At 44.8% G+C, this 19,635-nt stretch carries 12 protein-coding genes; 4 read left to right on the forward strand and 8 right to left on the reverse strand.

The genetic code is table 11. The annotated features are described in order from the left end of the window. Positions 1-222: 222 nt before the first annotated feature. From CXF82_RS20965 to CXF82_RS20990, 6 genes are all read right to left on the reverse strand, one after another. On the reverse strand, positions 223-648 hold the full coding sequence (locus CXF82_RS20965; RefSeq protein ID WP_101092380.1) for a nitrate reductase cytochrome c-type subunit: 426 nt from the start codon (positions 646-648) through the stop codon (positions 223-225). 25 nt (positions 649-673) lie between these two features. Then, positions 674-3,157, reverse strand: a complete 2,484-nt coding sequence (gene napA, locus CXF82_RS20970) for a nitrate reductase catalytic subunit NapA (protein WP_101092378.1) — start codon at positions 3,155-3,157, stop codon at positions 674-676. Beyond that, positions 3,147-3,431: a chaperone NapD gene (locus tag CXF82_RS20975; RefSeq protein WP_101092376.1), complete on the reverse strand. Its 285-nt coding sequence runs from the start codon at positions 3,429-3,431 to the stop codon at positions 3,147-3,149. The genes napA and CXF82_RS20975 overlap by 11 nt, the downstream gene beginning before the upstream one ends. Positions 3,432-3,785: 354 nt before the next feature. Further along, on the reverse strand, positions 3,786-4,925 hold the full coding sequence (locus CXF82_RS20980; RefSeq protein WP_102044881.1) for a lipocalin-like domain-containing protein: 1,140 nt from the start codon (positions 4,923-4,925) through the stop codon (positions 3,786-3,788). After that, the gene (locus CXF82_RS20985; RefSeq protein WP_102044882.1) at positions 4,922-7,444 is read right to left on the reverse strand and encodes an ABC transporter permease; all 2,523 of its coding nucleotides are present in this window, start codon (positions 7,442-7,444) and stop codon (positions 4,922-4,924) included. Before CXF82_RS20985 ends, CXF82_RS20980 begins: the two co-directional genes overlap by 4 nt. Continuing rightward, positions 7,437-8,105 carry an ABC transporter ATP-binding protein gene (locus CXF82_RS20990; protein WP_102044883.1) on the reverse strand — a complete coding sequence of 223 codons (669 nt, stop codon included), beginning with the start codon at positions 8,103-8,105 and terminating at the stop codon, positions 7,437-7,439. The genes CXF82_RS20985 and CXF82_RS20990 overlap by 8 nt, the downstream gene beginning before the upstream one ends. A gap of 654 nt (positions 8,106-8,759) precedes the next feature. Between CXF82_RS20990 and CXF82_RS20995 the strand changes: the two genes are divergently transcribed. Both CXF82_RS20995 and CXF82_RS21000 read left to right on the forward strand, forming a co-directional pair. Then, positions 8,760-14,054: a PAS domain S-box protein gene (locus tag CXF82_RS20995; RefSeq protein WP_102044884.1), complete on the forward strand. Its 5,295-nt coding sequence runs from the start codon at positions 8,760-8,762 to the stop codon at positions 14,052-14,054. Between the two features lie 111 nt (positions 14,055-14,165). After that, the gene (locus CXF82_RS21000; protein ID WP_102044885.1) at positions 14,166-15,182 is read left to right on the forward strand and encodes a response regulator; all 1,017 of its coding nucleotides are present in this window, start codon (positions 14,166-14,168) and stop codon (positions 15,180-15,182) included. A gap of 58 nt (positions 15,183-15,240) precedes the next feature. Here the strand turns inward: CXF82_RS21000 and ygfZ are convergent, their stop codons facing one another. After that, positions 15,241-16,212 carry a tRNA-modifying protein YgfZ gene (gene ygfZ, locus CXF82_RS21005; protein WP_101092366.1) on the reverse strand — a complete coding sequence of 324 codons (972 nt, stop codon included), beginning with the start codon at positions 16,210-16,212 and terminating at the stop codon, positions 15,241-15,243. A gap of 164 nt (positions 16,213-16,376) precedes the next feature. After that, positions 16,377-17,606 carry a phosphoglycerate dehydrogenase gene (serA, locus tag CXF82_RS21010; RefSeq protein WP_102039588.1) on the reverse strand — a complete coding sequence of 410 codons (1,230 nt, stop codon included), beginning with the start codon at positions 17,604-17,606 and terminating at the stop codon, positions 16,377-16,379. Between the two features lie 201 nt (positions 17,607-17,807). Here serA and CXF82_RS21015 point away from each other — a divergent pair, with 201 nt between their 5' ends. Next, the gene (locus CXF82_RS21015; RefSeq protein ID WP_101092363.1) at positions 17,808-18,419 is read left to right on the forward strand and encodes a DUF2238 domain-containing protein; all 612 of its coding nucleotides are present in this window, start codon (positions 17,808-17,810) and stop codon (positions 18,417-18,419) included. Between the two features lie 200 nt (positions 18,420-18,619). Next, on the forward strand, positions 18,620-19,291 hold the full coding sequence (locus tag CXF82_RS21020) for a helix-turn-helix transcriptional regulator (RefSeq protein ID WP_101092362.1): 672 nt from the start codon (positions 18,620-18,622) through the stop codon (positions 19,289-19,291). Positions 19,292-19,635: the final 344 nt, after the last annotated feature.

Consider the following 19,635-nt stretch of genomic DNA (forward strand, 5'->3'; position numbering starts at 1 on the left):
AGAGCAAGGCAGTTAATTTGGATGTTAATTGACCAGTATCAAGGCTTGATAGGGCTTTTGTGTCTAGAGCTGGATTAAGTCCACAAAATAACAGCTGTTAGAAATTTACTGCTTAATTTTATGGGGTTGGGAGGTGATCGTTAAAGATAAATTTAACCGATAAAAAAACCACCTCATTTGAGGTGGTTTTTAATTTTCAAGCTCAGTAAATAGCTTACTAACTTAGTTGTTTGAGAATGTGTTCTCAACCAATTCGGTCTTGTTCTCAGCTTGCGGTGTGTGACACTGAGTACAGTTGTAGTAATGATCGTTCAGTTTGGCATCGGCAAGCAAATGCGACGGATCGATCTGGGTCGCTTTCATGCGTTTTGCTTTTGCTGGACTATGACAACTCATACAGCCGTTTTTCTTCAGTGTAATTGGGTATCCCGCTTTGTGTGGGATCATCGGTGGTTGATGTACAAAAGTACGTTCAATCGACTTACCACGTTTGGGATACGTTGCAGCAGGGTCTGCTGCCCGAATCTCGGTGATTGCAGACTGTCCAAGTGAATTGATGTTAACAGGCTCTGCTGGCGTATTTGCTTGCTGGCCTGAACATGCGCTGAGCGCCATCACTAACGCAGCTGCAGTCAATAATTTTTTCATTAGTTTATCTCCGCTTATGGGTTAGTTATGCTTTAGTCACTTTAACTGGACACTTCTTGAAATCTGTCTCTTTTGACAGAGGATCTGTCGCGTCGAGTAACAGTTTGTTGACCAATTGGCGCGCATCGAAGAACGGCATAAATGCCACGCCTCTTGGCGGCTTGTTACGGCCTTTAGTTTCTACTCTTGTCTTAACTTCACCACGAGGCGAGGCTACAATCACTTCGTCACCGCGTTTTACGCCACGTGCTTTAGCATCTTCTGGATGCATGAAAATTTGTGCATCTGGGTAAGCGCGATATAGCTCAGGTACACGGGCTGTCATTGAACCAGTATGCCAATGCTCTAGAACTCGACCGGTTGATAACCAGATATCGTACTCTTCGTTTGGTTCTTCCGCAGCAGGCTCATAGGGTAGTGCAAAGATAACCGCTTTACCGTCTGGCTTACCGTAGAAGTTAAAGCCTTCACCTGCTTTGACATACGGATCGCTACCTTCAACGAAGCGACGTAGCGTCTCTTTACCATTAACCACAGGCCAACGTGCACCGCGGTTTTCATGGTAAGTATCGAAATCGGCTAGATCGTGACCATGACCACGTCCAAACTGGGCGTACTCTTCGAATAGACCTTTTTGAACGTAATAACCAAAGGCGTCAGACTCATCATTGAGATCCGCTTTACACTGATCAGCTGGGAACTTATCGACAACACCGTTGGCAAATAACACCTCATAAAGCGTCTTGTCAGCGTATTCTGGTTTCTTAGCAATAAGTTCAGCAGGCCAAACTTCAGACACTTTGAAGCGCTTAGAGAACTCCATTAGCTGCCATAAGTCAGACTTAGCGCCTTCCGGTGCTTTAACTTGTTGATGCCACATGTGAGTACGACGTTCAGCGTTACCGTAAGCACCTTCTTTCTCAACCCACATCGCGGTAGGTAGAATCAAGTCAGCAGCCATCGCGGTAACGGTTGGGTAGGGATCTGACACTACAATGAAGTTTTCTGGATTACGGAACCCTGGGTAGATTTCTTCATTGATGTTTGCGCCGGCTTGCATGTTGTTGGTACACATATTCCAATAACAGTTCAGCTTGCCATCTTTAAGCATACGCGTTTGTAATACCGCGTGGTAACCGGGCTTTGGCGGAATCGTGCCTTCAGGCAGCTGCCATAGATCTTCGGTGATCTTACGGTGCTTAGGATTCTTAACGACCATGTCTGCTGGCAGACGGTGTGAGAATGTACCCACTTCACGCGCAGTACCACAGGCTGATGGTTGACCCGTTAGTGAGAATGGGCTGTTACCAGGAGTGGCAATCTTACCTGTTAGTAAGTGGATGTTATAGAGCATGTTGTTAGCCCAAACACCACGAACGTGTTGGTTAATTCCCATGGTCCACAAGCTCATTACTTTCACTTTTGGATCGGCATAAGCCTTAGCCATTAATTCAAGTTTTTCTGGCTCTACACCACTCATTTCAGCAGCGTATTCAAGCGTATAAGTGCTAACGAATTTAGCGTATTCGTCGAAGCTAATCGGCGCTGACTTACCGCTACCTGGATTCTTAGCTTTTTGCTCTAGCGGATGCTCTGGACGCAAACCGTAACCAATATCGGTAGTACCGAGTGCAAACTTAGTGTGTTTAGTGACAAAGTCTTTATTAACAGCATCATTTTGGATGATGTAGTTAGCGATGTAGTTCAATATCGCTAAGTCAGACTGAGGACGGAAAACCATGGCGTTATCGGCTAAGTCGAAGCTGCGGTTTTGGTAAGTTGACAATACATGTACGCGGCTGGTCGGGCTGCTTAAGCGGCGATCAGAAAGACGAGCCCAAAGGATTGGATGCATCTCTGCCATGTTAGCGCCCCAAAGGACGAACTCATCAGCGGCTTCAAGGTCATCATAACAACCCATTGGCTCATCGATACCGAAGGTACGCATAAAGCCACCTACAGCAGAAGCCATACAGTGACGAGCGTTAGGGTCGATATTGTTAGTCAGGAAGCCCGCTTTGTGTAGTTTAGAGGCAGCGTAACCTTCCCAAATAGTCCATTGGCCTGAACCAAACATACCGACTGCAGTTGGGCCTTTAGTCTTAAGTGTGTGTTTCCACTTATCAGCCATTGTGTCTAGTGCGGTATCCCAGCTGACTGGAGTGAATTCACCTTCTTTATCATATTTGCCGTCAGTCATGCGTAAAAGAGGCGTGGTTAGACGGTCTTTTCCGTACATGATCTTAGATAGAAAGTAGCCCTTAATACAGTTAAGGCCTTTGTTCACAGGGCTTTCAGGATCGCCCTGAGTCGCGACGACTTTGCCATTTTCTGTGCCTACAAGAACACTACAACCTACGCCACAAAAACGACAAGGTGCTTTGTCCCACTTAATGCTATCTTTTTGCTCTGCAGCTTCGACTATCTTCACTGGCAGAGTTACACCTACGGCTGTTGCGGCGGCAACTGCAGCGTTGGCTTTTAGAAACTCGCGACGGCTAATGCTCATGGTGTTCCTCACTCTTCTGTTCTACTGGATCGATTGGATCGACTTGATGGTAAATTAGGCTACTATTAATAACGCCTTCAAAGGCATTAATAGCTTCAACGTTATCGAGGATAGAGCGTTGTGTTTCACCTTCTAAGGTGACCACAAATTTGCCTTCATCGGTAACTGCATGGATTTCGGCGCCTTCAAGCGCAGATAAGCGCTGGGTGATATCTGCAACAGACTTACTCGCGGCGTGCACAACTAAGCTGGTGATATGAAATTCTTTGCTCATCTTTTTACCTTCTTCGTTTCGGTAAATAACATTGCATAAAAATGACTGGCTACTTACCAAGATTTATATTGAGTCTAGACCTCAAAAAAATTGTGGGTATACCTCACAAGGGGTAATGAGGTTTTTTATCGACCAAGATCAACTTTTTCTAGGTGATCTAGTTCTCAAATTTGTCAATAAAGATTAGAAGCTTGATTGGTTTTTGTCCATTTAGAATGTTAGCTTGCGCTACATTAAATAATGAGTATATTCAAAAGCTTGATTAATGATAACCATTCTTATTTAAGGTTTACTTGTAGCGGCGGTCGTTAGCAGTAGCGGGCCTTTATGCAGGCCCGAGTAGAGATTTGATGCTTAATATCCAGTGAGTTCCATATAACCCGTTCCATTATGTGTGCCGCTAATATCGATAGGGCCTTCCCAATAAGGGATAGAGAGCGGCATACTGGAATCGTTATTCAGCGGGGTAGTCGTAATATCGATATTTTCCGATGGGATCTGGATATGCCATTGGACAGGGTATCTGCCCGATGGTGTTTGCTGCCATGCGGTTGCTGTCATGGTAATTTGTTGATTACTGATATTATGGCCACGGCCATCTTGGTACATGCGTCTGCCACTGTAAAAATGAGATTGGTCGCCAGTGTCATCCCTAAGCTGAAACAGCATTAGGGTGCTGGTGCTATCCAATCTAATCGCAAACCAGTCCCAGCCTTGCTGAGTTTTCGATAGAAACTGCGAACTCCACTCTCTGTCTAACCAAGCATGCCCACTGACCTTTTCTCGCTTTCCATCTCTTACCAGGCTGCCTGTCACCGTGATAAACGGCTGGCTATAATAGTAGGAGGCGACGCTGCCAGCGGCATTTTTTACGCTATAACCGTTATCGCCTTGCAGTTGAAAAGGTGCAGTTGTATCCAGTTGCAGTTGATAGCTGAAATCTGAAGTTGCTACATTTAATGTCGCCGGAAATAGCTGTTTGCTTTGACTGCGCCATTGCCAATCATCTTGACGGATGGTTAATGGCTCCGCTTGTGTACCTGCAATACTGACATGACCACGGGACCACTTCTCTTCAGCTTTATGGCTGCTCTTGCTAGTGACGGCGGTATGGGACATATAAAGCTGCTTTGTCTGCCAAGGTGATCTATCGATGGCGCTACTGGCTAGCTGTGCTCTATCTGCTTGTTGAGCAGGTGGTGCTGACGGTGGTGAAAGTGCGATCCGAAACTGAGTCCACTGGAGTCCCACTTGTTCTTTTGATTCTGTTTCAAGGTTGGCGGTGAGGTACCACCACTCCTGCCTAAAATCATTATGTGCCATATGATCAGCTGGAAACTGCAAACTGACATTTGGCGTGACGGGAGTATAACCTTGGGCATTACCATCGAGTAACTGTCCCATGCCTGTTGAAGGCGACGCCGCAGGCGAACAGGCAGTAATGAACACGGTAATGAAGCTTATCAATAAAGCCGAGAGTAAGGCTCTGTTCATAATGCCTCCTGCTGCAAACTGGTTATCAGCGGTTTACGGGTTTGCCAATAGAGCGGCAGTAGCACTGCCAGCGCACTTGCCCCAAGCGCGATAAGCACAACTTGAAAATAAGCTTGCCAGTCCCACACCATGGCGATACTCCAACCAAAGGCTTGCAGGGTCACTTTGTTAATCAATAGGTAGCCAAGCAGTGCGCCTGCGGGTAATGCGAGTAGACAGGTGAACAATACAATCAACAGCATTTGCAATGATACGATGCCGCGCAGTTGATTGCGGCTGACGCCAAGTGCATATAGTCGAGCCAATGGTGCCTGTCTTGCTTGAGTGAGCATCAAACAGGCGCTGAACAGTCCGATGGCTGCAACCATCAGTGTTAGGCTGTTGAGCACTAAGGTTATTGAAAAAGTGCGTTTAAAAATCTCCAGCGCACGTAGTTTTATCTTGGCTTGGTTATACATCTGCGCCGCCGATAACGGTATTTGCTGTTGTAAGATCTGCTCAAGCTCGGCTATCTCTCCAGTGTAGCTGGCGGCGATACTGGTGGGACTGCTCGGCAATGCTAATCGCTGCCACGTATGTTGGCTGACAATCACTTGCCCTAACGGATTACCGTAATCATAAAAGATCGCCCCGATAGGTAAAGGTGGCTGTGAGGCATTTTTAAATTCAGGTAACGAGACAAGATCGCCCACCTCAAGTCGATACTTAATCGCCATTGGCTCGCTGATCATCAAGGCACGGCCTTCAAAAAACTGCGGCCATAAGTTATCTACTTGTGCCTTCATTTGGTTACTGTTTCTCAGTGAGTGAACATCTCGTGTCATCAGGCTGACTGGCGCATTCTGATAATGACTTTTATGCACCCATTGGCCATAAACGGCGCTGACTTTAGCCTGTTTGGCTAACAGTGTTTGGGTCGCTGCGATTTTGTCATTGGGTGGGCGAATATAAATATCGGCATATAAGCGAGCATCTAACCAGTTCTTAAGTGTTATTTCAAAACTGCCTACTAAGGTGTTCATCGATATATTGGCGGTAAGTGCGAGTAACATGGCCATCATTGCTAACGACAATGGCGCAATTAGCTCTTTACTCTCAGCCACTGCGTATTGCCACAAGCCATTACGACTTACACGTGCGGCAACAGACAAGCAAAGTTGCAGTGATAATGGCAGTAATAGAGGGATGGCAACCGTGACAACACCCAACAGGATTAAGCTATGTTGATAGTCGCGGCTAAAGGGAAAAAGTGTTGCGGCTAGTGTTAGTAAACCTATTGCTGTTACAAACAGTATTCGTTGATATTTACCCGCATAGCGTTGTTGCTCAAAACGACTGCTACTGCGCGCGAGTGGCTGTTTAGCCAGCGCATTAAACAGCGGTAAACATGCACATATGGCTGCTACAAAAGTGAGTGCAATAGCTTGATAGAGCCAACTCCACTGCCATAAGCCCGGTAACAGCCTGGCACCATAAAGCTGCTCAAGCGTTAACGCTATCATCGGTTGTAACCAGTGACTTAACTGTAAGCCCAAGATAAAACCGAGCACCGACCCCATAATGACTAAGCCAAATAGCTCCAGAAAAAGTGCAATTAACAATGCGCGTTGTGGGACACCTTGCTGCTGCAGTTGCACTAACAACTTTTGTCGTTTTAATAAGCTATAACGTACACCGTTATAAGCGATAAACAGCCCGACAACAAAGGCGAGTAAGCTCATTGCCGTGAGGTTTAAATGAAAACTGCGGGTCAAACTGGTGAGTCCTTCTCCCTCATCTTGCAGCGCTAACTCAAACTGCTTACCGCTTTGCTGACTAAATATTTGACTGACTCTTGCGGTTAATTGACTGGCATTGCCAAAGAGCGCGATATAACTCAGTTCCCCTGGACGGTCGAGTAACCGCTGTCCGAGGGAAATATCCATTAAAATGGCATTCCCTAGACCGAATTCGTCGCTAACTGAAATGACTGACAGCATGACACCTTCGAGTTCGAGTATGCCTTTTGGGGCAACTTGCTCAGCATGACTTTCACTCATGAGTATATAAGGTTTGCCAGAGAGCAATTTGGCTAGCGGAATGCCACTTGAAAGCATTGATACTTTGGCGGGTTTTGCGGTGTCATTGGATTTGCTCTGGTATTGTTGTATTGAGAGCGCGGCGATGAGGTCACTGGCTTGAATATCCCAGCGCTGGCCTTTGCTATCTGTGACGGTCCCTGATAACACAGCCAATGATTGCGTTACGCCAGCTTGACGCAGGCTGATATAGACCGAATCAGCGATGACTTTTTTACCTGCGACGGGCGCTAAAATGAGTTGTGCACGTTGGCTTAACAGCTCAGTCGCTTGTGAGTAGCTGCGCACTGCATTTTCGTTAGTGGCACGCACCCCGATTAGCAGCATTACTGCCAAAATAAAACCCAATAAAATAGCGCCTGCTTGTAAGGGAGCTTTGAGGTAATGCCGAGCAAAAACAGCCAGGCTGAGTCGAACGGTTAAGCCTAATTGGCTACTCATTGATGTTGCCTTGCTCTAAATGCCAGCGTCTTTGCATGAATGCCGCGCACTCAGCGCTATGCGTCACCATCAGAATACTGGTATTTGATTCGCGAGCCAGTTCGGTAAGCAGTTGCATTACTTCTTTACCGGCTTTTTCGTCAAGATTACCCGTGGGTTCATCGGCTAACAGTAATTTGGGCTGATGCGCTAAGGCTCGAGCAATCGCGACGCGTTGTTGTTGTCCGCCTGAAAGCGTTTCAACATGACGATGTTTCACGGTGTCTAAGCCTAACTGCTTGAGCAGATGATCGCACCATGGTGTCCACGATTGTCGATTCAAGCGTAAAGAAAAAGCAATATTGTCTTTTACATTGAGCGGGGTGAGTAGATTGAACTGCTGGAAGACAACGCCTAAATGCTGACGCCGAAATTGGCTCCACTGCTTATCTTGCCAAGGGGTGGTGTCATTGTCGAATAGCGAAAGTGTGCCACTATCGATAAATTCAAAACCACCGATAATGTTAAGTAAAGTGCTTTTTCCGCAGCCGCTGGGTCCTGTTAGTGCAACAGTGTCTGCACTTTCAAGTTGTAGGTTAATATCATCTAGCACTTGATGATATTTATCGCCGTCATTAAATCCTTTAGATACCGCTTTTAACGCCACGATACTGTTACCCATAACAACTCCTTTATCGACCCCGCACGGCATAAACTTGCGCAGTGATATCCTTGGTTTTGCTCAAAAACTATTTATTTAGCTGACAACAACTAATCTAGCATGCAATCCAGTGTAAATACGCATCAAAGTTATATTTAGATCGCTGATTATTAGCACCATTTATCTAAGTCCTGTAGCGCTAAACTCTTCAAGTCTACAAATATGTGTTGGATAGGTGAATGTGCTTAATTGAGTTGACGATATGTAGCTAAAGTGTAAACAAAATAATTTGTAGTCCAAATGAACAACTGCTATGTTGAGTCTACTAGGTAATTGCTGAGTGAAATTTGTACTATTTTTACTATTCATCAAATGGTTAGCATCATCAAAATGTTATTGATGTCTTTTTAGGTACTGGCTCCAAGTCTTGTCTACACTATGGATCACGGCGTATACCTAAGCGGCTTTAACATGCTCATTTCAGAGTTCCCGTACGCTAACTGAACAAGACTGTGGTCGAGATAATGGTCATTCCCTTTTCGAGACCGTTTGGATATTGAGCTAGCACTGACTTCCTCTTTTTAATTAACTGACTACGCATGAGTATCAAAAGTAATAGTAGCTTCAACTACAATATTTTTACCTAACTCATGATGACCAATAGCACTGTGGATTATGGATATGAGCAGACTTCGCACCTTTCGTAGCCGAATTTTATCGCAAATAGCTTTACCGTTAATTGCAATAATGGCCGTCGTATTCAGTATTAATGGTTGGTTTAATTACCAAGCTGAAGAGAAATACATTTATGATGACCTAGAAAAAAAGGCTGAAAATATTGCCCGCAGGATCCAATTTTTTCTACTTTCTGCTCAAAATGATACCCGCTCGATTGCAGACCTATTGGGTGAAGGGAATACCAAATCACTCTTCAACAATGAAGATAAACTCAAACTGTTATTAACCCGTCGATTGGATAGACATCCTGATTTTTATGGCAGTGCTATTGCCTTTCAAAAGGGATCGATTGGTGAGAGAGAGCTGTTCGCCCCTTATGCTTACCGAGACAAGGGGAAGATCAATATCATCGATATAGGCATCGATGGTTATGACTACACTGACGGTTCGTGGGAGTGGTGGACTAAAGCGATAAATAATATCAATGGCTACTGGTCTAGTCCTTATCTTGACGAAGGTGCCGGTAATGCATTGATGATCAGTTATTCGCAGCCTTTTGGTCCGTCACAACCCTTCGCTGGGGTCATAACCGTCGATCTGGCGTTGAATGCTATTCCTCAAATGGTGAATGTGGCAGCAGAACGAATCGTGGTGCTTGACGACCAAGGCCAGCTTATCTATCACGCGGATCAATCGTTGCTGTTGCAAAGGGGAGCAGATAAATGGTTAGCACAATCTACCGATAACCAACCTTTTATTGAGTTAATCGAGAGTGGCCTTGCAGGTTATAGCCAGGTGCAAGACAGCTCAGGTGGCACCTTCTTGGCGAGTGTAGGTGTTGTCCCTGCCCTAAATTGGCGGGTTATTATAATGACCCAACAACAACATCTACATAATAATTTTTTACTTGGCTTCTCTTCATTAGCATTAAATTTGCTGCTTATCTCTGCGGTGTTATTACTCACGGGTTACCTGACGGCCAGAAGACTAACGCGTCCAATAGAAGAATTGGAAGCGGGAATCGTTGCTTTTGGCGCAGGAAAAACCAAACGACTGGATCAACCTCGGGGGGCTGCGAGTGAACTTATTACCCTAACTGATAAGTTCAATGATATGGCGCAGGTGCTAGAAGAGCGCGAACAAGCTTTGCTTGATTCTCGTGGTAACCGCTTTGCCAAATTAATTGATGGTATGAGCGATAAATCTTTTTATTGCTCGATTGAACCTGATGGTCAAATAGCCCAAGTAAGCGCAGGCGTTGAGAAGGTGCTTGGCGTCAGCCCTGAGTTATTCAGGCGTAAGTACCAGAGAATGTTCTCCGATAACCCGATTAATGATCAAAACTGGCATTATATGGATGAGGCATTACACGGTAAGAATGTTCCGCCTCACCAAATTGAAATGCTTGATACTAAAGGAAAATTATACCGTTTAGATGTTTTTATGCAGCCGTTACTGTCTGACAGTCAAGAGCTGCTTTCCGTTGAAATGCTATTTAATGATGTGACCGAGACATTTTCTGCGGCGGCGTGGTCCAATGCGGTACTTGAATCTGCGCCAGAGGCGATGCTCATTGTTGATGAAGCTGGGCAGTTGGTATTTACCAACAGTCGTTGCCAGTTACTATTTGGCTATGAAGAAGCGCAAATGCTGACGATGTCGGTTGATCTGTTGGTACCAGATTCGATTCGACCCCAGCACGCCGACTTGCGAGCCAAGTTTGTTGCAGAAGGTAGAGATCGAAAAATGGGCCTAGGCCTAGCATCAGACTTGATGGCACTGAAAGCTGATGGTAGCAAATTTCCGGTGGAGATCAGCCTTGGTTTATTACCTGTCGATGCCGACGGCCAGCGCCAAGTTGCCGCCACCGTGCGTGATATAACCGAAGAATTAGAGATTGCTAAACGTATAAAAGATAGCGAAAACCGTTTCCGTGGTTTAGTGACTAATATTCCCGGTGCCGTTTATCGTACTCGTGTCGCAGACATTTGGGTGATGGAATATATTAGCGACAATATTGGCGATATCAGTGGTTATCCAGCCTCTGACTTTATTGAGAACAATAAGCGCAGCTTTACCAGTCTGATTGTTGAGGAAGATCTCGTCACGGCAAATAATGCCATAGAAACAGCCTTAGCCGAGCAAAAAAGCTTTGAAGTGCAATATAGGATCAAACACCGTGATTCAAGTATTCATTGGGTACATGAAAAGGGTAAAGCGATCTATAACGCTGAGGGTGTTGCTCTTTGGTTTGATGGCAGTATTAACGACATCACCAATAGTAAGGTCGCGCAAGAGAAAATAGCGCAATCCCAACAACAGCTAGAAACAATAACGGAATCGATCCCGAGTACCGTTTACCAGTTGCATTGGCGATCAAACAGTGATCGCGAGTTCACCTTTTTATCAAGTGCCTGCATTACCACATTGGGCTTTCATCGAGATCAAGTGGTCGACAATTTCGATCTGGTTGCTGATTGTATTATCACCGATGAGCGTTCGCATATTATTGAAGCATTATCTGGTGCTAGCTTGTCAGGCTTAAACTGGACAGAAGAGTTTCGTTATCGCCACCCAATGGGGGACATTCGTTGGTTGCAAGCGGGAGCGCACGGTAATCAATTAGCCGATGGCAGCATCGTCTGGAACGGCTACCTGATGGATATTACTGAGCGAAAGCAGATAGACAAAGAGTTGGCTAAGCGTGAAGCCCACTTTAGAGCGTTATTCGATAACGCGGGTATTGGTATTGTGAATGTGGATGATCGCGGTGCGATCTTAGATTGTAACGAGCAATTCAGCCATTATATGCAACTGTCATCAGCCGATCTTAAAGGCACCTCGTTCTTTGATTATCACCATAATGATGATCGCGATGCGGCCAAGTCGATGTTTACGGAGTTGATGAAAAATGGCGGCAGTAGCGTGACCACGGAGATCCGTCTGTTGAGCCAATCTGGCAATGTGATGTGGATGGATGTGACATTAACCGGCTTGCAAGATAAACACGGTAAGCTCAACTCTGCCGTGCTGTCGATGTCTGATATCACATCGCTAAAACAGATCTCGGATGAGTTAACACAGGCAAAAGATTCAGCCGATGCAGCCAGTAAAGCTAAGAGTGACTTTTTAGCTAATATGTCTCATGAAATCCGCACCCCAATGAATGCCATTATCGGCATGTCTCAACTGTGTCTGCAAACAGAGTTAAACAATAAGCAGCAAAATTATGTACAGAAAATTGATCGAGCCTCAAAGTCGTTGCTGGGGATCATTAATGACATCTTAGATTTCTCAAAAATTGAGGCGGGTAAGCTTGATATAGAATCGGTGCCATTCCAGCTAGATACCATGCTCGAAGATTTAAGTGACATGTTTTCGGTTAAAGCCGCGGATAAGCAGTTGGAACTCTTGTTTGCTGTTGCGCCCAATATTCCAAGGCAGCTCGAAGGTGATCCACTGCGGCTGTCGCAAGTGCTGATTAATTTAATGAATAATGCGGTTAAATTTACCGAACAAGGTGAAATACTGCTTTCTATTAGCCAACTAGAGCAGATTGACGACTCGATTACACTGCGGTTTAGCGTACGAGATAATGGTATCGGTCTCACGGAAGAGCAGCGCAATAAGTTGTTTAAATCCTTTAGTCAGGCAGATGCATCGACGACGCGTAAATACGGTGGTACCGGTCTTGGTCTGGCTATCTGTAAACAGCTGGTGGAGCTGATGGGTGGCGAAATAGGTGTCGAAAGTCAGTTCGGTAATGGCAGTACCTTTTTCTTCACTGTTAAGTTTAAAGTGGCTGACAATAAACTGTTAAAAGTGGGCCAAGAGTTAGAAGGAATACGTATTTTAGTGGCAGACGATAATGCCACTGCCCGTGATATTTTACGTACCACGCTTGAAAGTATGGGCTTTGAAGTGGATACCGTAAAGAGTGGTGCTCAAGCCATAGAACGATGCAAGACTACGCAATATCCAGTCGCCCTTATTGATTGGTTAATGCCAGAGATGAACGGCTTAGAAACATCGGCTGCCATCATCGATGGCAGCGATACCCCACCTAAAATACTTATCGTATCAGCCCACGCAAATACAGAATTTACAGATAATATTAATGACAGTGGTATCGCTGGTTACATTACTAAACCTATCAGTGCCTCGCGCTTACTTGATGGGATCATGTCATCGCTGGGTAAAAATGGCGCCATGCCAGTACGGCGTAAGGGCACTGACATTAGCCAAGTGCTACTGGCACAGCTCAAAGGCAAGCGTATTTTACTCGTTGAAGATAATGATATGAACCAGGAGGTCGCGACTGAATTTCTCGAGCAGGTAGGGATTATCTTATCGATTGCAGATAATGGCCAAATCGCGTTAGAAAAGCTAGCGACGCAGTCATTTGATCTGGTCTTAATGGATTGCCAAATGCCAGTAATGGATGGGTATCAGGCCACGCAGGCATTACGTAAAATCCCTGAACTTGCAGAATTGCCAGTGGTGGCGATGACGGCCAACGCAATGGCGGGCGATAAAGAGATGTGTTTACGAGTAGGAATGAATGCTCATATTGCCAAGCCGATAGAGGTGTCGCTGCTCTATACAACCTTGTTGGAGTATCTAGGTGATGGTCAGCAGGAGGTATTGGCCAGCGATTTTGATAAGACCGAAGTAGACGATCAAGTGCTTTTTTGGCCGCAACATGCAGAACTTGATGTGGATAAAGGTTTGCAGTTAGTCCAAAACTCCATTCGTCTTTATAGACGCATATTCGAGCGTTTCTATAGCGGGCAGATGCATACCGCTGAACAGATTGAATTAGCAATAAGCCAAGGTAAAACTGAGGATGCCATTCGCTATGCACACACCTTAAAAGGGGTGTCGGGTAACTTATGTGCCCCTAAGTTAGTTGAAGTGGCTAGAGTCATTGAAACCAAGTTAATTGCTTCAAGTGAAGCGGATGTTGCTGCTGAATTAGTCGAACTCGAAAAGCTGATCGCCGTTATTTGTGATGCCATATCTCAGTGGATGTCGCAGCTCCCCAATCATGATGCGTTAATTGAGCAGAGCACACCAAGTCAGACTTTATCCGATGTTGAACTGGCAGCCACGGCAGCAGTATTACTGAGCATGTTGGAAGATGCTGACTCTGATGCCGTTGACAAAATGGACGAAATAAAAGGTCAGGTGACCGCAGATATGTGGCATAAAATCAGCCCAGCGCGAGCGATGATCCATCGCTACCAATTTGATGATGCCGCCGAGCTGATTAAGTCGTTATTTGACTTGTAGAGAGTTAAATTCAGCTTTTTGGTAACCAAATACAGCGCTTTGAAACGCGCGTGGTTTTAAAGCTGACTATACTTGATTCATCGTTTGGGTCTAATAAGGAGAGTAGGTTTAATGGACAAAGCCACCATTTTAGTTGTGGATGACACCCCCGGTAATATCGATATCTTGGTGGGGATCTTGAGTAATGACTACAAGATTAAAGTGGCTATTGATGGCCCTAAAGCACTCGCGTTAGCGCAAAAAAATGCCCCTGATCTTATTTTACTCGATGTGATGATGCCTGGGATGAATGGATACGAGGTGTGTGAGCGTTTAAAGACTGACCCGCTGACTTGCCATATACCGGTTATTTTTGTTACCGCATTGGCTGAAACCGCAGATGAGACCCAAGGGTTTGCGCTGGGCGCAGTTGATTACATCACTAAGCCAGTGAGTGCTCCTGTGGTACAAGCGCGGGTAAAAACCCATCTTGCGCTTTATGATCAAAAACGGCTGCTTGAGCAGGAAGTAAAAGCACGGACAAAAGAGCTAGAAGAGACACGGTTTGAGATTATTAGACGTCTTGGGCGAGCTGCTGAATATAAAGACAATGAAACCGGGCTACATGTTATTAGGATGAGCCATTATGCTCGCTTGTTGGCGGTACAGTCTGGGTTGCCAGACAAGTACTGTGATCTCATTTACAATGCCGCTCCAATGCATGATATTGGTAAAATAGGCACGCCTGATTCAATATTAAAAAAGCCGGCGAAATTAGATAAACATGAATGGAAAGAGATGCAGTGTCATGCAGAAATAGGCGCCAAAATTATTGGCGAACATAAAGACCCATTGCTTAAAATGGCCAAACGTATCGCCTTGAGTCACCATGAAAAGTGGGATGGCAGTGGCTACCCAAATGGCGTGGCAGGGACGGACATTCCCATTGAAGGTCGCATAGTGGCAATTGCCGATGTGTTTGATGCATTAACCTCGATTCGACCCTACAAAAAAGCTTGGACCGTTGCCGATACAATGGCACTTATCGAGAGTGAGTCAGGCAAACATTTTGATCCTGAGCTGGTCGAGCATTTTAAACAAATTTTGGCAGAGGTCACGCAAATTCGCGATGAGCATCATGAAACGTAACGACTTTATACCATCCATAAAAAAGGCGCCTTAGGCGCCTTTTTTATTACAGTACTCGTTAGTCACTCTCTTCCAAAGAGTATGGCAGGGCAATGACACTAAGTTGTGATGTATCATCACCGGCGATTCTCAGTGTGGCGCCCATCGGTGTGTCATTGGCTAACACTGCAGTAAACAATACCTGCTGATCTCGTTGAACACTTTCAATAATGGTACCAGCGCGTCGAAATCCAGCATCCTCTTCTAAGGCTATCTCTAATTGGCTGTCAGCGGTTAATTCAGCTGATACCGTACCTGAGACAATATAGAGTGCGCGTTTGTTGCCACCGCGGTATTTCATTCGAGCGATAGTTTCTTGGCCCATGTAGCAGCCTTTGTTGAAGCTAATGCCATTAATCGCTTGCAGGTTACACATTTGCGGCACAAATTTAGCATTATGCACAGCGCCAATATTCGGGTAACCGGCTAATATTTCTAGCTCTTGCCATGCCGTTGCATCAAAAGTCACTGCTTCAGTCAGTGTATTGAAACGCTCTACACTCGATTGCTCGATTGCAATAATAAAACGGCCAGCATCTTGGATGATCATGCCATTGTCGATAAGCGTCAGCTCGTCGTTTAATGCCCCAAATTGCTCGGTTAACCAAGTTGATGCTTGCTCACCAGCAACGCCTAAAAGTAGCCAGTCATCGCTCACATCAGTGAGGTCAGCCTTGCTAAATACGGCATACTTTTGCAATTGAGATAGATCTAATGCCAACGTCTGTTTTGGCATCATCATAAATAGGGTGCCGTCTTTCGCAAAGGTTCTAAAGGTGGCAAGCATTTTCCCTTTAGGATCGCAATGTGCGCCCCAGCGCCATTGATTGTCTTCAAGTGAGCTGATGTCGGCAGTGACTTGACCATGTATAAAGCTGCGGCCTTGTTCTCCCGTTACCGACATTAAACCTAAATGAGATAACTGGGACACAATAAGGGAAGGCTGTTGTCCGTTTAAAGGCCAGTTAGGCTGAGAAGTTGACAGGGTCATGAGCAAGTCCAAGAGTTAAACGAGAAGAGTGATGATTGTAACGCTAATCATAGGCTGCGAAAAGTTGCATACCGCAAGTTTATTAAAACTATAAGGCCGTACAATATCGAATTGTACGGCCTTAGAAGATCCGCTGAAACTGATTTCAGCTAAATAGGACTGACTTAGTGAAGTAGTCGAGTTCTAATTGTGCCTTCAATCGCTTGCATTTCGGTGAGTGCCTCATCAGCTTTATCTGAATCAACCTCCATCACCACGTATCCTATTTCAGCTGTTGTTTGTAGATACTGAGCGGCAATGTTGATGCCTTTCTCTGCAAATGCCAAGTTAATCTGGATAAGGATCCCGGGTCTGTTACGGTGAATATGTAGCAATCTCGAGGTACCTGAGTGTGGCGCTAATGAAACTTCAGGGAAGTTAACTGCGGTCATGGTCGAGCCATTATCAGAGTATTTAACCAGTTTCCCAGCCACTTCTATACCGATGTTTTCTTGTGCTTCAGCCGTGCTACCACCCACATGAGGAGTCAATATCACGTTATCAAGCCCACGTAATGGGCTGACAAACTCATCGTTATTCGATTTTGGCTCGACAGGGAATACATCAATTGCTGCACCTGACAGGTGTTCTTCTTTGAGCGCGGCGGCTAACGCATCAATATCGACAACGGTGCCGCGTGAAGCGTTAATTAAGATACTGCCTTTGCGCATACAAGCCAGTTCAGCGTGAGCAATCATCTCTTTGGTATGCGGTGTTTCTGGTACATGTAAACTGACCACATCGGCAAGCGACAGTAGCTGTTCCATTGAATGTACCTGTTGCGCGTTGCCTAAAGGTAGCTTGTCTTCAATGTCATAAAAGATAACCCGCATGCCCAAGGTTTCAGCAAGAATACCTAGCTGGGTACCGATATGGCCATAACCAATAACACCGAGTGTTTTTCCGCGTGCTTCATAACTGCCTGCAGCACTTTTTAGCCAGCCGCCTCGATGAGCCATAGCGTTGCGCTGAGGGATCCCACGCAGCAACATGATGATCTCGCCCAGCACTAACTCAGCTACACTTCGAGTATTAGAGAAGGGTGCATTGAAGACGGGGACCCCCAGTTTTTCAGCAGCAGCTAAGCTCACTTGGTTGGTACCGATACAGAAACAACCAATACCGACCAGTTTATCAGCGTGACTTAATACCGCTTCAGTCAGTTGGGTACGGGAACGAAGACCCACAAAATGCGCATCTTGAATCGAAGAGAGTAGATCCTCTTCGCTCAGTGCTGCTTTGTGGTATTCAACATTGGTGTAACCCGCTCGTTCGAATACATCTACCGCAGATTGGTGGACGCCTTCCAACAGCAGGATTTTTATCTTATCCTTGTCCAGCGAGTGTTTCGCCATGATTTATGTACCCTTTTGGTTTATTTGTATTATGTATATCTAAGCTCATCGCAGAGACGACTAAATTCAACCGCTAGCGTGGTTTAGGTATAAACTGTCAAGCTATAAACAAAGTAGCACTTTTTTAACTCGGTGTAGAGGGCTGGATGGCTAAAGTGTTTATTCTAAATTAAGAACAATATCGTATATGGGAGAGATATTTTGAATAAAAGCATTGCATGGCTAGTTATCTTTTTTTTGGTTCTGCTGTGGTCTGCAATTGAGCCGAAAGATCAGTTCACTTGGTTGTTAGAAGTTTTACCGGCATTACTTGCACTGCCAATCCTTGCTTTTACTCGTAATAGCTTTCCCCTAACGAGCTTGGCTTATGTTTTGATCCTTATTCACTGTGTGATTTTAATGGTCGGTGGCCACTACACCTATGCCGAAGTTCCTTTGTTTGACTGGATTGCACAATGGACGGGGACGACCCGTAATAACTACGATAAAGTCGGTCATCTTGCGCAAGGATTTATTCCCGTTATTTTAGCTAGAGAAGTGTTTATCCGCTTAGGTGTCGTTAAGCTTGGCGCTTGGTGTAACTTTTTGGCTATTTGTTTTACGTTGGCATTCTCAGCACTTTACGAGCTTATTGAATGGTGGGTCGCTGCGCTTACCGGCGAAGATGCTGAAGCATTTCTCGGTACACAAGGCTATGTTTGGGATACGCAATCTGACATGGCAATGGCATTAGTAGGGGCGATTGCTGCGATAATATTGTTGAGTCAGTACCATAACAAATTGATCGCGATTAAGATGAAACCACAGGTTTAAGGATCCGTTAATTTCCCTGAATTGTATGTCCACTTTAGTCTTTACACTGTTTCTGTTAAATGATTTTCATCCGGCATACTTTATTACTAGGTCAACTCTATGTAGACTGACTTAGTCTGCTTTGTATTAGTTCTTTTGGTTAAAGGTAATTATTACAAAGCATTAAATGGACTAAGTGAAATATCTCAGGGAGAGAAGTGATGAATAATATTGATGAAGTGGTGTTTCTTCATCAGGTGGCTGCACCTTGCCACCTGGCTATGCTTGCAGAATCAATTGGATTGAAGACGCGAGTGGTTTCAGATATTGAGCAACTTGAACCTAGCGCTGATAGCAGTAGTTTCTACCTTATCTCTCAACAAGGTGCTGCGATTGACTGTAATGGCATCCCTTTGGTTGCTTCATTGCTGGTTAAGCATGTGCCTGTGGCACTTTATAATGTGAGCAAGGATTCTTTAGATGAAGAGTCTGCGCTGTTATTGGGCATTAGAGGTTTACTGTTTGCAGATCAACGAATGGATTTACAGCTCACGGGCTTACGAAAAGTCCTAGCAGATGAACTATGGTATGACAGAATTTTGATCAGCCGTGTGTTCCGTCAATTAGTGAGTCAAATCGATACCCCACGAGCATTATCAACCGAAGGTTCTGAATCATTCCAACAATTAACCCGCCGAGAAAAAACCATTATTCAACAGGTTTCCAGCGGAGCTCGCAATAAAGAAATTGCTACAGGATTGTGTATAAGTGAGCACACTGTTAAGGCACATATTTCATCCATTTTTAGAAAAACCCATGCACGTAACCGTGTTGAGTTATTACGTTGGGCTGAGCCTTATCAGAATCAATTAAAGTTACATGCAGTAGGCTAATACCAATTCAGTAAAAATTAACGACCTACGGGTCGTTTTTTTGTGACTGTGGCTGGCTAAACTCAGGCAGATTAGTGTTTTTATATGAAATTTACTGGCTAAGTGGAGTTTATGACTAAAATATTAAAATTATTTAGTGAAAATTTTAATATTTTTAAACCTCCGTTTTACTTCCTACTGTTTCTTGTTAAGCCACTGATTTAAGTAGGTCTTTTGTTACTTATGTTAGTGCTGTTCGTTTAAGTGTCTATTTTTTCCTTTTATTACAGTCAGTTAACGGCATTAATGTGACGTAGGCGTCTTCTTTTTGTCACTTTTCTCTGTAAGAATCCCCGTGCACGTTA

Origin of the sequence: Shewanella sp. GutDb-MelDb (genome assembly GCF_002836075.1) — a bacterium.
In the GTDB taxonomy this organism is placed as follows: Bacteria; Pseudomonadota; Gammaproteobacteria; order Enterobacterales; family Shewanellaceae; genus Shewanella.

Coding starts and splice junctions, on each gene's coding strand:
- CXF82_RS20965 (WP_101092380.1), bottom strand. CDS start 648: ATGAAAAAATTATTGACTGCAGCTGCGTTAGTGATGGCGCTCAGCGCA.
- napA (WP_101092378.1), bottom strand. CDS start 3,157: ATGAGCATTAGCCGTCGCGAGTTTCTAAAAGCCAACGCTGCAGTTGCC.
- CXF82_RS20975 (WP_101092376.1), bottom strand. CDS start 3,431: ATGAGCAAAGAATTTCATATCACCAGCTTAGTTGTGCACGCCGCGAGT.
- CXF82_RS20980 (WP_102044881.1), bottom strand. CDS start 4,925: ATGAACAGAGCCTTACTCTCGGCTTTATTGATAAGCTTCATTACCGTG.
- CXF82_RS20985 (WP_102044882.1), bottom strand. CDS start 7,444: ATGAGTAGCCAATTAGGCTTAACCGTTCGACTCAGCCTGGCTGTTTTT.
- CXF82_RS20990 (WP_102044883.1), bottom strand. CDS start 8,105: ATGGGTAACAGTATCGTGGCGTTAAAAGCGGTATCTAAAGGATTTAAT.
- CXF82_RS20995 (WP_102044884.1), top strand. CDS start 8,760: ATGGATATGAGCAGACTTCGCACCTTTCGTAGCCGAATTTTATCGCAA.
- CXF82_RS21000 (WP_102044885.1), top strand. CDS start 14,166: ATGGACAAAGCCACCATTTTAGTTGTGGATGACACCCCCGGTAATATC.
- ygfZ (WP_101092366.1), bottom strand. CDS start 16,212: ATGACCCTGTCAACTTCTCAGCCTAACTGGCCTTTAAACGGACAACAG.
- serA (WP_102039588.1), bottom strand. CDS start 17,606: ATGGCGAAACACTCGCTGGACAAGGATAAGATAAAAATCCTGCTGTTG.
- CXF82_RS21020 (WP_101092362.1), top strand. CDS start 18,620: ATGAATAATATTGATGAAGTGGTGTTTCTTCATCAGGTGGCTGCACCT.